This is a genomic window from Saccharopolyspora sp. CA-218241 (assembly GCF_050954615.1).
In the GTDB taxonomy this organism is placed as follows: domain Bacteria; phylum Actinomycetota; class Actinomycetes; order Mycobacteriales; family Pseudonocardiaceae; genus Saccharopolyspora; species Saccharopolyspora cebuensis.
The window spans coordinates 2,472,466-2,485,906 of record NZ_CP191860.1 but is presented as its reverse complement, the minus strand read 5'-3'; the positions used below and the strand labels follow the sequence as shown (position 1 = coordinate 2,485,906).

13 protein-coding genes are annotated in these 13,441 nt (G+C 75.5%); 6 read left to right on the top strand and 7 right to left on the bottom strand.

The features are described 5' to 3' along the window. Positions 1-50: 50 nt before the first annotated feature. Positions 51-1,172, top strand: coding sequence for an acyl-CoA dehydrogenase family protein (locus ACQP0T_RS11950; protein ID WP_433873000.1), 1,122 nt, complete (start codon positions 51-53; stop codon positions 1,170-1,172). A 12-nt stretch (positions 1,173-1,184) separates the two neighbouring features. On the opposite strand, the gene ACQP0T_RS11945 is transcribed toward ACQP0T_RS11950, so the two are convergent. Both ACQP0T_RS11945 and ACQP0T_RS11940 read right to left on the bottom strand, forming a co-directional pair. Further along, positions 1,185-2,336 (bottom strand): acetyl-CoA C-acetyltransferase, encoded by a 1,152-nt coding sequence (locus ACQP0T_RS11945; RefSeq protein ID WP_433872999.1) that lies wholly within the window; start codon positions 2,334-2,336, stop codon positions 1,185-1,187. 41 nt (positions 2,337-2,377) lie between these two features. Next, complete coding sequence (locus ACQP0T_RS11940) at positions 2,378-3,157, bottom strand: SDR family oxidoreductase (RefSeq protein ID WP_433872998.1); 780 nt, start codon at positions 3,155-3,157, stop codon at positions 2,378-2,380. 91 nt (positions 3,158-3,248) lie between these two features. Between ACQP0T_RS11940 and ACQP0T_RS11935 the strand changes: the two genes are divergently transcribed. From ACQP0T_RS11935 to ACQP0T_RS11915, 5 genes are read left to right on the top strand one after another with little or no spacing between them, the layout of a single operon-like run. Then, positions 3,249-4,877, top strand: coding sequence for a FadD3 family acyl-CoA ligase (locus ACQP0T_RS11935; RefSeq protein ID WP_433872996.1), 1,629 nt, complete (start codon positions 3,249-3,251; stop codon positions 4,875-4,877). Beyond that, a complete protein-coding gene (locus ACQP0T_RS11930; protein ID WP_433872994.1) occupies positions 4,874-5,731 on the top strand; it encodes an enoyl-CoA hydratase in 858 nt (285 codons plus the stop codon). The genes ACQP0T_RS11935 and ACQP0T_RS11930 overlap by 4 nt, the downstream gene beginning before the upstream one ends. Position 5,732: 1 nt before the next feature. Further along, positions 5,733-6,893, top strand: coding sequence for an acyl-CoA dehydrogenase family protein (locus ACQP0T_RS11925; RefSeq protein ID WP_433872992.1), 1,161 nt, complete (start codon positions 5,733-5,735; stop codon positions 6,891-6,893). Continuing rightward, positions 6,890-7,894, top strand: coding sequence for an acyl-CoA dehydrogenase family protein (locus ACQP0T_RS11920; RefSeq protein ID WP_433872990.1), 1,005 nt, complete (start codon positions 6,890-6,892; stop codon positions 7,892-7,894). The genes ACQP0T_RS11925 and ACQP0T_RS11920 overlap by 4 nt, the downstream gene beginning before the upstream one ends. Further along, positions 7,891-8,643 carry an SDR family oxidoreductase gene (locus ACQP0T_RS11915; protein ID WP_433872988.1) on the top strand — a complete coding sequence of 251 codons (753 nt, stop codon included), beginning with the start codon at positions 7,891-7,893 and terminating at the stop codon, positions 8,641-8,643. Before ACQP0T_RS11920 ends, ACQP0T_RS11915 begins: the two co-directional genes overlap by 4 nt. 4 nt (positions 8,644-8,647) lie before the next feature. Here the strand turns inward: ACQP0T_RS11915 and ACQP0T_RS11910 are convergent, their stop codons facing one another. The 5 genes from ACQP0T_RS11910 to ACQP0T_RS11890 form a co-directional block, all read right to left on the bottom strand. Then, positions 8,648-9,817: a lipid-transfer protein gene (locus tag ACQP0T_RS11910; protein ID WP_433872986.1), complete on the bottom strand. Its 1,170-nt coding sequence runs from the start codon at positions 9,815-9,817 to the stop codon at positions 8,648-8,650. Continuing rightward, a complete protein-coding gene (locus ACQP0T_RS11905; RefSeq protein WP_433873685.1) occupies positions 9,814-10,158 on the bottom strand; it encodes a MaoC/PaaZ C-terminal domain-containing protein in 345 nt (114 codons plus the stop codon). Before ACQP0T_RS11905 ends, ACQP0T_RS11910 begins: the two co-directional genes overlap by 4 nt. Before the next feature lie 62 nt (positions 10,159-10,220). Then, positions 10,221-11,327, bottom strand: a complete 1,107-nt coding sequence (locus ACQP0T_RS11900; protein ID WP_433872984.1) for an acyl-CoA dehydrogenase family protein — start codon at positions 11,325-11,327, stop codon at positions 10,221-10,223. After that, entirely contained in the window at positions 11,327-12,253 is a 927-nt protein-coding gene (locus ACQP0T_RS11895; protein ID WP_433872983.1) for a bifunctional MaoC family dehydratase N-terminal/OB-fold nucleic acid binding domain-containing protein, read from the bottom strand. Before ACQP0T_RS11895 ends, ACQP0T_RS11900 begins: the two co-directional genes overlap by 1 nt. Then, positions 12,250-13,416, bottom strand: coding sequence for an acyl-CoA dehydrogenase family protein (locus ACQP0T_RS11890; RefSeq protein ID WP_433872982.1), 1,167 nt, complete (start codon positions 13,414-13,416; stop codon positions 12,250-12,252). Before ACQP0T_RS11890 ends, ACQP0T_RS11895 begins: the two co-directional genes overlap by 4 nt. Positions 13,417-13,441: the final 25 nt, after the last annotated feature.

Here is a 13,441-nt window from a genome sequence, read left to right as displayed (position 1 = left end):
GGCTAATCTGGCGCGGAACGGGCGCGCCGCACCACCACCGGGAGGACACCGTGCACTTCGCGTTCACCGACGAGCAGGAGGACCTGCGCCGGACCGTCCGCACCCTGCTGGACCGCCGGGGCGGTCCGGACATCCCCCCGCCGGAGGCACCGGCCGCGGCCCACGACGCGGCGCTGTGGGCGCGGATGGCCGAGCAGATCGGCACCCACGGCTTGGCAGTCCCCGAGGAGCACGGCGGCAGCGGGGCCGGTCTGGTGGAGGCCCTCATCGTCGTCGAGGAGCTCGGCAGGCGACTGGTGACCAGCCCGTACCTCGGCAGCGCGGTGCTGTGCAGCCAGGTGCTGCTCGCCGCCGGCGATCCCGGCGCCGCCGCGCGCCTGCTGCCCGGGATCGCCTCGGGCGGCTCCGTCGCGGCGCTGGCCTGGGCGGAGCCGAAGCACCGGTGGGACACCTCGACGTGCGCCGCGCTCGCGCGCCGCGACGGCGACCGGTGGCTGCTGACCGGCCGGAAGCTGTTCGTGCTCGACGGCGCCGAGGCCGACGTCCTGCTCGTGGTCGCCACCACCGGGACCCGCCCCTCGCTGTTCGAGGTGGACCCGGGTGGGTTGCCGCACGCGCGGACCGACGCGGTGCCGATGGACCCCACCCGCCGCTGGACCGGGTTCACCTTCCACGACGCGCCCGCCCGGCTGATCGGCGCGGCGGGCGGCGCGGAACCGGCGCTGGCGCGCTGCCGGGACGTCGCCGCCGCGGCGCTGGCCGCCGAGCAGGTCGGGGCGGCGCAGCGCTGGCTGGGCGAAATCGTCGAGTACACCAAGGTGCGCGAGCAGTTCGGCAGGCCGATCGGCTCGTTCCAGGCGCTCAAGCACCGCCTCGCCGACCTGTTCGTGGCCGTCGAGTCCGCCCGGTCGATGTCCTGGGCCGCGAGCTGGGCCGTCGCCCACCGCACCGAGCAGGCGGCCGAGTGGGCGGCGATGGCCAAGTCGTACTGCTCGGAGACCTACGCCGCGGTGGCCGCCGAGGGCATCCAGCTCCACGGCGGCCTCGGCATCACCTGGGAGCACGAGGCCCACCTGCACCTCAAGCGGGCGCACTCCAGCGCGCAGCTCTTCGGCACGCCGCGGGACCACCGGCGACGGCTGGAGGCCGCGCTCCTGCGGGCCCGGCCGTGAACCGCCGCGCCGCTACAGCCGCTCGACGATCGTGACGTTGGCCGTGCCGCCGCCCTCGCACATGGTCAGCAGGCCGTAGCGGCCACCGCGCCGCTCCAACTCGCACAGCAGGGTGGCGAACAGCTTCGTCCCGGTGGCGCCGATGGGGTGGCCGAGCGCGATCGCGCCGCCGTTGACGTTGACCCGGTCCGGGTCGGCACCGGTCTCGGCCAGCCACGCCAGGACCACGCTGGCGAACGCCTCGTTGACCTCGAACAGGTCGATGTCGTCGACGGACAGCCCGGTCCGCCGCAGCGCGTGCTCGGTGGCCGGGATCGGACCGGTGAGCATCCACACCGGATCGGCACCGCGCACGGCGAGGTGGTGGATCCGCGCGCGGGGGCGCACTCCGTGCTCGGCGACGAACCGCTCGGAGGCCACCAGCGCCGCGCTGGCGCCGTCGCAGATCTGGCTGGCCACCGCCGCGGTGAGCCGGGAACCGTCGGCCAGCGCGGGGAGTTCGGCCATCCGCTCGGTGCTGGTCCCCCGGCGGGGGCACTCGTCGGCGGTCGCGCCCGCGACCGGCACCAGCTCGCGGTCGAACCGCCCGGCGTCGAGGGCGGCGAGCGCGCGTTCGTGGCTGCGCAAGGCGTAGTGCTCCATCCGCTCCCGGGTGATCCCCCAGCGCTCGGCGATCAGGTCGGCGCCGCGGAACTGCGAGACCTGCTGCTCGCCGTACCGGGCGCGCCAGCCCGTCGAGCCCCCGAAGGGATCGGGGAAGCCGTGCTGCTGCCCGGCGAGCATCGCGGCGCTGATCGGGATCGCGCTCATGTTCTGCACCCCGCCCGCGACGACGAGGTCGGCGGTGCCGGACAGGACCGCCTGCGCCGCGAAGTGCAGCGCCTGCTGGCTCGAACCGCACTGCCGGTCGACCGTCACCCCCGGGACGTGCTCCGGGAACCCGGCGGCCAGCCAGGACGTGCGTGCGATGTTGCCCGCCTGCGGTCCGATCGCGTCGACGCAACCCAGGACCACGTCGTCGACCAGCGCCGGGTCGATCGCCGCGCGGTCGAGCAGGGCGGCGAGCACGGCCGCGCCCAGGTCGGCGGGGTGCACCGCGGACAACGCGCCGCCGCGCTTGCCGACCGGGGTCCGAACGGCATCGATGATGTAGGCCTCGGGCATGGTCGCCTCCTCGTCGGGCCGGTGGGGTGGGACGGTCCCGCTCACGGGTGCTGGCCGCTGACCGACACGACCTCGCCGGTGAGGTACGAGGCGTACTCGCTGGCCAGGAAGACCACCACGTTGGCCACCTCCCACGGTTCGGCGGGACGGCCGAAGGCCTCGCGCTCGCCGAGCCGCGCCAGCAGCTCCTCCGAGGTCACCTTGGCCAGGAACGGGTGCGCGGCCAGGCTCGGCGCCACGGCGTTGATCCGGATGCCGTGCGCGGCGACGTCCAGCGCGGCGCAGCGCGTCAGCGCCATCACCCCGGCCTTCGCGGCGGCGTAGTGGGCCTGCTCGGCCTGCGCCCGCCAGCCGAGCACCGAGGCGTTGTTGACCACCGCGCCACCTCCGCCCTGCGCGAGGAACCGGCGCAGCACGGCGCGGGTGCAGCGGAAGGTGCCGCCCAGCGTGACGTCGAGGACCCGGCGCCACTCGTCGTCGGACATGTCCACGATGGACCGGCTGCCGCCGAGCCCGGCGTTGTTGACGAGCACGTCGATGCGGCCGAACTGCTCGGCGGCGCCCGCGACGAGCCGCTCGACCTGCTCCTGGTCGGTGACGTCGCAGCGCAGCGCGTGCACCCGGTCCGGGAACTCCGCTTCGAGTTCCTCTGCCGCGGCCGCGAGCCGACGCCCGTGCGCGTCGCTGAGCACGACCGACGCCCCTTCTTCCAGGCTGCGCCGGGCGACCGCGGAGCCGATGCCGGTCCCGGCCGCGGCGGTGATCACGACGACCTTGGCGGCGAGCAGGTCGTGCGCTCGCGGGTAGGGGGGTGGGATCACGTGTCCTCCTCGGGCGGCTCCACGACATCTGTTCAACGGAGCCCGCCGTGCGTAGGATAAGCCACCAAGCACTTGCTTGGGAGGTGTCGGAGTGGACCGGATCGGCGAACGCGCCACCGTCCCGGCAGCGCTGGATGCGGCGGCGCGCCGCTTCGGCGACCGCGAAGCCCTGGTGGACGGGCCGGTCCGGCTCGGCTTCGGCGAACTCCGCGAGTCGGCCCGCGACTGCGCCCGGGCGTTGCTCGCCCGCGGGATCGGCGCGGGCGACCGGGTGGCGATCTGGTCGCCGAACACGCACCACTGGGTCCGGGCCGCGCTCGGCGCGCTCTGCGCGGGCGCGGTCCTGGTGCCGATCAACACCCGGTTCACCGGGGCCGAGGCCCGCGACGTGCTGGCGCGCAGCCGGGCCCGCGCGCTGGTGGTGGCCGGGCCGTTCCTCGGCCAGGACCGGCTGAGCAGCGTGCGCGAGGCCGCCGGGGACGGGCCGGGCGGACCGGTCCCCGGGCTCCCGGAGCTGCGCACCGTGCTGCGGGTGCCCGTCGAGGACGCGGTGGCCGCGGAAGCGGGCGTGCTCCGGTGGGACGACGTACCGGCGCTGGCGGCGGCGGTCCCGGGAAGCGCGGTGGACGACCGGATCGCGGCGCTGTCCCCGGACCACGTCAGCGACGTGCTGTTCACCTCGGGCACCACCGGGCGGAGCAAGGGGGCGATGAGCGCGCACCGCCAGGCGCTGGCGGTGGCCGACGCGTGGGCCGAGCGCACCGGGCTCACCGAGGCCGACCGCTACCTGGTGATCAACCCGTTCTTCCACAGCTTCGGCTACAAGGCGGGCATCCTGGCCGCGCTGCTGCGCGGCGCCACCGTCGTCCCGCAGCGCACCTTCGACGCCGGGGCCGCGCTGCGGCTCATCGCGGCGGAGCGGATCACCGTCCTGCCCGGGGCGCCCACGATCTACCAGGTGCTGCTGGACCACCCCGACCGGCACCGGCACGACCTGGGCAGCCTGCGGATCGCGGTGACCGGCGCGGCGACCGTGCCGGTCGCGCTGGTGCGGCGGATGCGCCGGGAACTGGCCTTCGAGCACGTGCTCACCGCCTACGGACTCACCGAAGCAGTGGTGGCGACGATGTGCCACCGCGACGACGAGCCGGACGCGGTGGCCCGGACCTCCGGCCGCCCGGCCGCCGGGTTCGAGGTCCGCGTCGTCGACCCCGACGGGCGCCCGCTCGGTCCCGGCGAGCCGGGCGAGGTGCTGCTGCGCGGGCCCAACGTGATGCTGGGGTACCTCGACGACCCCGCCGCGACGGCCGCCGCGATCGACGACCGCGGCTGGCTGCGCACCGGCGACGCCGGGGTGCTCGACGAGGCGGGCTACCTCAGCATCACCGACCGCATCAAGGACATGTACATCTGCGGCGGGTTCAACGTCTACCCCGCCGAGGTGGAGCAGGTGCTCGCCCGGCTGCCCGGGATCGCCGACGCCGCCGTCGTCGGCGCGCCCGACGCCCGGCTCGGCGAGGTGGGCAAGGCGTACCTGGTCCGCCGCGGCGGGGCGGAGCCGTCCGCGACCGAGGTCATCGCGCACTGCCGCGAGCACCTCGCCAACTTCAAGGTGCCGCGCCAGGTCGAATTCGTCGAGGCCCTGCCGCGCAACGCCGCGGGCAAGGTCCTCAAGCAGCGGCTCGGCGGGCAGGCCACGAACGGGGAGGAGCACGGATGAACGAGGACGACGCCGTGGTGCGCTACGACCGGCGCGGACCGGTCGCGACCATCACGATGAACCGCCCGGAGTACCGCAACGCGCAGAACTCGGCGATGACCTACGCCCTCGACGCGGCCTTCGCGAAGGCGGTGGACGACGACGAGGCGGCGGTGATCGTGCTGGCCGGGGCCGGCGAGCACTTCTCCGCGGGCCACGACATCGGCACGCCGGGGCGCGACGTGGACACCTCCTTCGACCGCGCGGCCGTGCTGTGGTGGGACCACGTCGGCAAGCGGGGCGGGGACCAGCGCTTCGCCCGGGAAGCCGAGGTGTACCTCGGCATGTGCCGCCGCTGGCGGGAGATCCCGAAGCCGGTCATCGCCCGCGTCCAGGGCGCCTGCATCGCCGGTGGGCTGATGCTCGCCTGGGTCTGCGACCTGATCGTCGCCGCCGAGGACGCGTTCTTCGCCGATCCCGTGGTGCGGATGGGGATCCCCGGCGTGGAGTACTTCGCCCACCCGTGGGTGCTCGGGCCACGCGCGGCCAAGGAGGTGCTGTTCACCGGCGAGCGCTTCTCCGCCGCGCAGGCGCGGGAGTGGGGCATGGTCAACCGGGTCGTCCCGCGCGACCGGCTCGACGCGGAGGTCGCCGGGATCGCCGACCGCATCGCCGGGATGCCGCCCTTCGGGCTGGCGCTGGCGAAGAAGGCGGTGAACCAGGCCGAGGACCTGATGGGGATGCGGGCCGGGATGGATTCGGCATTCGGGTTGCACCACCTGGCCCACGCGCACAACGCGGAGGTCTCCGGCGGGGATTCGCTGGGCGGGCAGGACGCCCGGTCGATGGCCCGGTCGGCGGACGGGAAGGGCTGACGTGGACCTGGACCTGGACGAGCGCGCCCTGGCCTTCCGGGCCGAGGTGCGCGCGTGGTTGCGCGAGCACGTGCCCGAGCGGCCGCTGGCGTCCTTCGACACCGCCGAGGGCTTCGCCCAGCACCGCGCGTGGGAGGCGGAGCTGGCCGAGGCCCGGCTGTCGGCGGTCTCCTGGCCCGCCGAGTACGGCGGCCGGGACGCCTCGCTGCTGGAGTGGGTGCTTTTCGAGGAGGAGTACTACGCGGCGGGAGCCCCGGGGCGGGTCAACCAGAACGGCCTGTTCATGCTCGCCCCGACCCTGTTCGCCCACGGCACGCAGGAGCAGCGGGACCGGGTGCTGCCGCGGATGGCCCGCGCCGAGCAGGTGTGGGCGCAGGCGTGGTCCGAACCCGAAGCCGGCAGCGACATCGCCGCGCTGAGCAGCCGCGCGACCCGGACCGCCGGCGGCTGGCTGCTCTCCGGCCAGAAGACGTGGAGCTCCCGCGCGGCCTACGCCGACCGCGCCTTCGGCCTGTTCCGCACCGGTCCGGCGGGAGAACGGCACCGCGGCCTGACCTACTTCCTGTTCGACCTGCGCGCCGAGGGGGTGACGGTCCGGCCGATCCGGCAGCTCGACGGCGAGCCGGGGTTCGCCGAGATCTTCCTCGACGAGGTGTTCGTGCCCGACGCCGACGTGCTCGGCGCCGTCGGCGACGGCTGGCGGGTGGCGATGACCACCGCGAACAACGAGCGCGGGCTCTCGCTGCGCAGCCCCGGGCGGTTCCTGGCCGCCGCGGACCGGCTGGTGCGGATCTGGCACCGGGAAGCCGACCCCGCCGACACCGCGCTCGCCGACCGGGTGACCGACGCCTGGATCGGCGCACGGGCCTACCAGCTCCACACGTTCGGCACGCTCACCCGGCTCGCCGCCGGTGGCGACCTCGGCCCGGAGTCGAGCGTGACCAAGCTGTTCTGGTCCGGGCTCGACGTGGCGCTGCACGAGACGGCGCTGGACCTGCTCGGGCCGGACGCCGAGCGCCGCGATCCGGACGCCCCGGACGGCGGGCGGTGGCCGGACGGGTACCTGTTCGCGCTGGCGGGGCCGATCTACGGCGGCACGGACCAGATCCAGCGCAACACCGTCGCCGAACGACTGCTGGGGCTGCCGAAGGAGCGCCGATGAGGTTCGCGCCGTCGAACGAGCACACCGCTTTCGCCGCCAGCCTCGGCGAGCTGCTGGGCGGCTCGGACGTGCCGGCGATCGCCCGGGCGTGGGCCGAGGGCGACCACGGGCCCGGTCTCGCGCTGTGGCACCGGCTCGCCGAGCTCGGCGTCACCGCGCTGCTGGTGCCCGAGGGCGAGGGCGGGCTCGGGGCGGACGCGGTGGACCTGGCGATCGCCTTCGAGGTGCTCGGCTACCACGCGGTTCCCGGACCGCTGGTGGAATCCGCTGCCGTCGTCCCGGTGCTGCTCGCGGGCAGCGCGGCCGGGCAGCGCTGGCTGCCCCGCCTGGCCGCGGGCGAGTCCCTCGCGACGGTCGCGGTGCACCCGCACGTCCCGCACGCCGTGGACGCCGACGTCGCGGCGCTGCGGCTCAGCATCACCGGCGACGAGGTGCGGGCCTGCACCGGCGCCGGGACCGGTCCGCTGCGCTCGGTGGACCCGGCGCGCCGGCTCTTCGCGCTGCCCCCGGGCGAACTCCTGCCGATCGGCTGCGGCGCGGCGTTCGACCTCGGCGTGCTGGCGGTGTCGAGCCAGCTGATCGGCGCGGCGCAGCGGGTGCTGGACGACTCGGTCGCCCACGCCGCGCGGCGCACCCAGTACGGCCGGGAGATCGGCCGGTTCCAGGCGGTCAAGCACCTGCTGGCCGACGTGGCCGTCGCCGTGGAGCTGGCCCGCCCGCTCGTGCGCGGGGCCGCGGTCGCGCTGGCGGGCGGCGCGCCGGAGGCCGCGCGGGACGTGTCCGCCGCGCGGGTGGCCGCCGCCGACGCCGCCCACCTCGCGGTCCGCACCGGGCTGCAGGTGCACGGCGCCGTCGGCTACACCCGGGAGCACGACCTCGGCCTGTGGCTGACCAAGGTGCGCGCGCTGATCGGCGTGTGGGGCACCGGATCGTTCCACCGCCGCCGCGTGCGGGAGGCGCTGACCGGCGCGGCGGACGGCAGCGGAGGAGGACGGGCATGATCGACTTCACCGGACGCGCGGTGCTGATCACCGGCGGCACCAGGGGCATCGGCCGCGCCATCGCCGAGGCGTTCCTGGCCTCGGGCGCGGACGTGGTGGTGTGCGGGCGCTCCGCGCCCGAGCAGCCGCCCACCGCGGCGGGCCGCAGCGCGGCGTTCGTGGCGGCCGACGTGCGCGCCGCCGACCAGGCCGAGGCGGCGGTGTCCGCCGCGGCCGAGCGGTGCGGGCGGCTGGACGTGGTGGTGAACAACGCGGGCGGCTCACCGGACGCCGACGCGGCGACGGTCTCGCCCCGGTTCGTGGACAAGATCGTCGCGCTGAACCTGCTGGCGCCGTTCTACGTGGCGCAGGCCGCCAACGCCCGGATGCGGGACGGCGGTGGCGTCGTGATCAACATCGGCAGCGTCTCGGCGCACGACCCCCAGCCGGGCACCGCCGCCTACTCCGCCGCCAAGGCGGGACTGCTGGTGCTGACCAGGGCCCTGGCCCTGGAGTGGGCACCCCGGGTCCGGGTCAACCACATCACGACCGGCCTGGTGCGCACCGAGGCCGCCGCACCCGGGTACGGCGCGGACGGCGGGGCGGCGGTGGCGTCGCTGATCCCGATGGGCCGGATGGCGACCCCGGACGACGTCGCGGGCACCTGCCTCTACCTCGCCTCGGACCTGGCGTCCTACGTCACCGGGGCCGACATCGCGGTGCACGGCGGCGGCGAGGTCCCGGCCCGCTACGTCGCGACCCGGCCCTGACCCGTCACGGCGCGCTCAGCAGCAGGCCGCTGGTCGGCACCCCGGTGCCCGCGGTGACCACGGCGGTGCCGACCTCCCGCGGCTGGTTGCACGAGGTGCCGCGCACCAGCCGGACGGCTTCGGCGATGCCGTTCATGCCGTGCAGGTACGCCTCGCCGAGCTGCCCGCCGTGGGTGTTGGTGGGCAGCCGCCCGGCGAGCCCGAGGTGGCCGTCGGCGATGAAGTCCTTCGCCTCGCCCCGGCCGCAGAACCCGAGCTCCTCCAGCTGCGGCAGCACCAGCGGCGTGAAGTGGTCGTAGAGCACCGCCGCGTCCACGTCCGCGGGCCCGATCCCGCCGCGCTGCCACAACCGCCGCCCGACCACGCCCATCTCCGGCAGGGTCGCCAGGTCGCGGCGGTAGTAGCTGGTCATCATGTGCTGCTCCGCCCCGGAACCCTGCGCCGCCGCGCGCACCCGCACCACCGGCTGCCGCAGGTCCCGGGCGCGTTCGGCGGAGACCACCACGAGCGCCTGGCCGCCGTCGGTCTCCTGGCAGCAGTCGAGCAGCCGCAGCGGTTCGGCGATCCAGCGCGACGCCTGGTGGTCGGCCAGCGCGATCGGCCTGCCGAAGAACCAGGCGGCCGGGTTGGTGGCGGCGCGCTCGCGGGCCACCACCGCCACCCGGCCGAAGTCCTCGGTGGTGGCGCCGTATTCGTGCAGGTACCGCCGGGCGAACATGGCCACCCACTGCGCCGGCGTGTTCAGGCCGAACGGGGTCATCCAGGAGTACGCCGTCCGGTCGGCCCCGGGGTCCACCGCCCGGTCCGCCTGGCCGAGGCCGTAGCGCTCGCCGGAGCGCTCGTTGAACGCCCGGTAGCACACCACGACCTCGGCGGCGCCGGTCTCGACGGCCATCGCGGCCTGCGCGACGGTGCCGCACGCCGCGCCGCCGCCGTAGCCGACGCGGGAGAAGTGCGTCAGCTCGCCCATCCCGGTGCCGCGCGCGAGGTGGATCTCGGAGCTGGTGTCGGCGGTGAAGGTCACCAGCCCGTCCACGTCGGAGGGTTCCAGACCGGCGTCGGCGAGCGCGGCGAGCGTCGCCTCGCAGGCCAGCCGCAGCGCGCTGCGCCCCGACCGCTTGGAGAACTCGGTCGCGCCGATCCCGGCGATCGCGGCCCCGGACGACGTGCTCATCGGCCCCACCCCTCCGGCAGCGCGACCACGACCGCGCCGCTGACGTGCACGCCCCGGGCGTGCTCGCCGCGCACGGCCACCTCCACCCGACGACCGTCCACAGCAGACACCTCTCCGGTGAGCACCAGTTCGTCGCCCGGGTGCACCGGGGCGCCCAGCCGGATCCGGATGGCGCGCACGACGGCCTGCGCTCCGGCCCACGAGGTGACGAACCGCTCCACCAACCCGTTGGTGGTCAGGATGTTCAGGAAGACGTCCGGCGCCCCGCTGCGCCGGGCGAGTTCGGGATCGTGGTGGACGTCCTGGTAGTCGCGGCTGGCGATCGCGGTCGCCACCACCATCGTCCGGTCCACCGGGATGGTCAGCGCCGGGAGTTCCTGGCCCACCGCGGGCGGTCCGGGGCTCACCGCGCCCGCCCCCCGACGAGGACGTCGCCGAGCTCGGCGAGCACCGCGCTCGGACCGCCGAGCGTCCCGGCGAGCTGCTTGCCCCGCAGGAAGTACCGGTGCACCGGGTAGTCGATGTCCACCCCGATCCCGCCGTGCACGTGCTGCACGCGGTGGACCACGTTCAGCCCGCCGTGCCCGGCCCACCACTTCGCCACCAGCACCGCTTCGACGGCCCGCTCCCCCGCCACCACGGCCGACACCGCCCGCCACACCGCGACGCGCAGGGCGTCGACCTCCACGTAGCAGTCGGCGAGCTGGTGCTGCACGGCCTGCAGGCTGCCCAGCGGGCGGCCGAACTGCTCCCGCTCGCGCACGTACCCGGCGGCGCGGTCCAGGGCACCCTCGGCGACGCCGAGCTGCAACGCCGACAGCGCCACCGAGGCCCACCGCAGCACCTCGGCCGGCGCTCCCCCGCCCGGGGCGCCGACCGCCTCGGCGGAGGCGCCGTCGAGCCGCAGGTGCCCGGCGACGTCGCGATCGGTCGTCTCGCACCGCTGCCACCCGATCCCGGCACCTCCGGCCGCGATGAGGAACAGGCCCGGTCCTCGCCCGGTCGTCGCGGACACCAGCACCCGGTCCGCCCCGAACGGCGCGGGCACCACCGCCTTCTCCCCGGTCAGCCGCCACCGCGATCCGTCCTCCTCGGCCGCGCAGGCCGGCGCCGCGGGCGGCGCGGGACCGAACTCCTCCAGCGCCGCGGTGAGCCGCACCGACCCGTCGGCGACGCCGGGCAGCAGCGCCGCGCGCTGCCGGTCCGCGCCCCACCGGGCCACGGCCAGCGCCGCCACCGCCGACGGCCACAGCGGGACCGGTGCGACCGCCCGGCCCTGCTCGCGCAGCAGCGCGCACAGCCCGCCGAGCCCCAGCCCGGCACCGCCCACGTCCTCGTCGAGCACGCTCCCGAGCAGACCGGCCCGCCCGAGCTGCGCCCAGAGCGCCTCGTCGATCCGGTCCGGCCGCTCCTCGACCGCGCGCAGCCGTTCCGCGGTCGCGTGGTCGGCGAAGATCTCGCGCGCCAACTCCGCCGCCGTCGCCCACTCCTCGTCCAGCGCGAAATCCATCAGCGTCCTCCTCCCGGCCGGAACACCGGCAGGGACAGCTCCTCGTCGGCGTCCAGCCAGTCCAGCGCCACCGGCATGTCGATCCGCACGTCCGCGGGCGCGACGTCGACCAGGTTCGCGATGAGCCGGGTGCCCTCCGCCAGCTCGACCACCGCGACCACCAGCGGGTAGTCGAAGGCGGGGTGCCGGGGGTGGTGGTTGACCGCGAAGCTGTGGACCACGCCGCTGCCGCCGGATTCCACGGTGTCCCAGTCGAAGGAGCGGCACTCCGGGCAGCACGGACCGGGCGGGTGCCGCAACGCCCGGCAGGCGGCGCAGCGCTGGATCAGCAGCCGGTGCTCGCGGGCCGCCTCGAACCAGAACGCGTTGTCCTCGTTGAGCGCCGGACGCGGTCGCCGCGCGGCCGGTGCGGGACCGGGCCGGTAGCGCAGCGTGCGCCAGCGCTGGGTCGCCACCACCGCACCACCGCTGTCCCGGTAGGTCCGCACGGTGGTGACGAAGCGGCCCGCGCCCAGCGCGGTCGCCTTCTCCGGTGAGATCGACTCGACGACCTCGGTCATCCCGATGCGGTCGCCCGGCACGAGCTCGCGCTCGAAGGCGAACTCGGAGTCGGTGGCGACCACGGCGGTGTAGCCGCCCTCGGCCAGCAGCGCCGACAGCGCCTCCTGACCGCCGGTCCCCTCGGGGTCCACCGCGGCGGCGTACCCGCGCATCGTCCACGCCTGCACCATCGACGCCGGGGCCACCACGCCGGCGCGGCCGGTGGCGCGGGCCGCCTCGTCGTCCAGGTGCACGGGATTCCGGTCGCCCATCGCCTCGGCCCAGTGCCGGATCATCGGCCGGTTCACCGGGTCGGGCGCGGCCCGCCAGCCGATGAGCTCCGCGCCGGCGAACTCCCGCAACCGCCGCTCGTAGTCCCCGCTCATGCGCCGCGCCTCGCCCTCGGCAGGCCGAGCCCGCCCGTCGCGACCATGTCCCGCAGCACCTCGTTCACCCCACCGCCGAAGGTGTTCACCAAGCCCTGCCGGGACAACTGCTCCACCTGCCCGGCCAGCGCCGCCCCCGGCGACTCCGGGCGGATCCGGCCCGCGGCCCCGAGGACACCGCTGAGCAGCCGCTGCACCTCGATGTGCGTCTCGGTGCCGTAGACCTTGGTCGCGCCCGCGTCCGCCCCGGTGAGCGTGCCCGCCGCCACCGCACCGGCCATCTTCCAGTTCAGCAACCGCATGGCTTCGAGGCGCGCGTGCGCGCGGGCGAGGTCCTGCCGCACCCACGGCAGGTCGGCGACGCCGTTCTCCCGCGCCCAGGCCAGCACCTGCTCCCACAGCTCGATCATGCGCCCGCCCAGCGCGGCCAACCCGATCCGCTCGTGGTTGAGCTGCGTGGTGATCAGCCGCCAGCCACCGTCGACCTCGCCCACCACGTCGGTGGCCGGCACCCGGATCCCGCTGTAGTAGGTGGCGGTGACCACCATCCCGCCGACCGTCCTGATCGGACTCCAGGAGAAGCCGGGGGCACTGGTCGGAACGATCAGGATGGAGATGCCCCGGTGCTTCGGCGCCGCCGGATCGGTGCGGCAGGCCAGCCAGACGTGGTCGGCGGTGTTGGCGCCGCTGGTGAAGATCTTGCTGCCGTCCACGACGAAGTCCTCGCCGTCCCGGACCGCCCGGGTGGACAGCGCCGCCAGGTCGGTGCCCGCGCCGGGCTCGGTGTAGCCGATCGCGAACACGACGTCCCCGGCCAGGATGCCCGGCAGGAACCGCCGCTTCTGCTCGGCGGTGCCGTGGTCCATCAGCGTCGGGCCGACGGTGTTGACGGTGACGAACGGGAACGGCACGCCCGCCCGCTGCACCTCGTCGAAGAACACGTACTGCTCCTCGGCGGAGCGCCCCTGCCCGCCGTACTCGGTCGGCCACCCGATCCCGAGCCAGCCGTCCGCGCCCAGCCGCTTGACCACCTCGCGGAACCGCTCTCCGCCGACGCCCTGCTCCCCGGCTCGCCTGCGCTCGTCCGGGGGCAGCAGGCCCGCGAAGTACTCCCGCAGCTCGGCGCGCAAGGCGCGGTGCGCCCCGGTCTCCCGAAGGTCCATCGACACTCCCTCCGCCGGTCGGCGC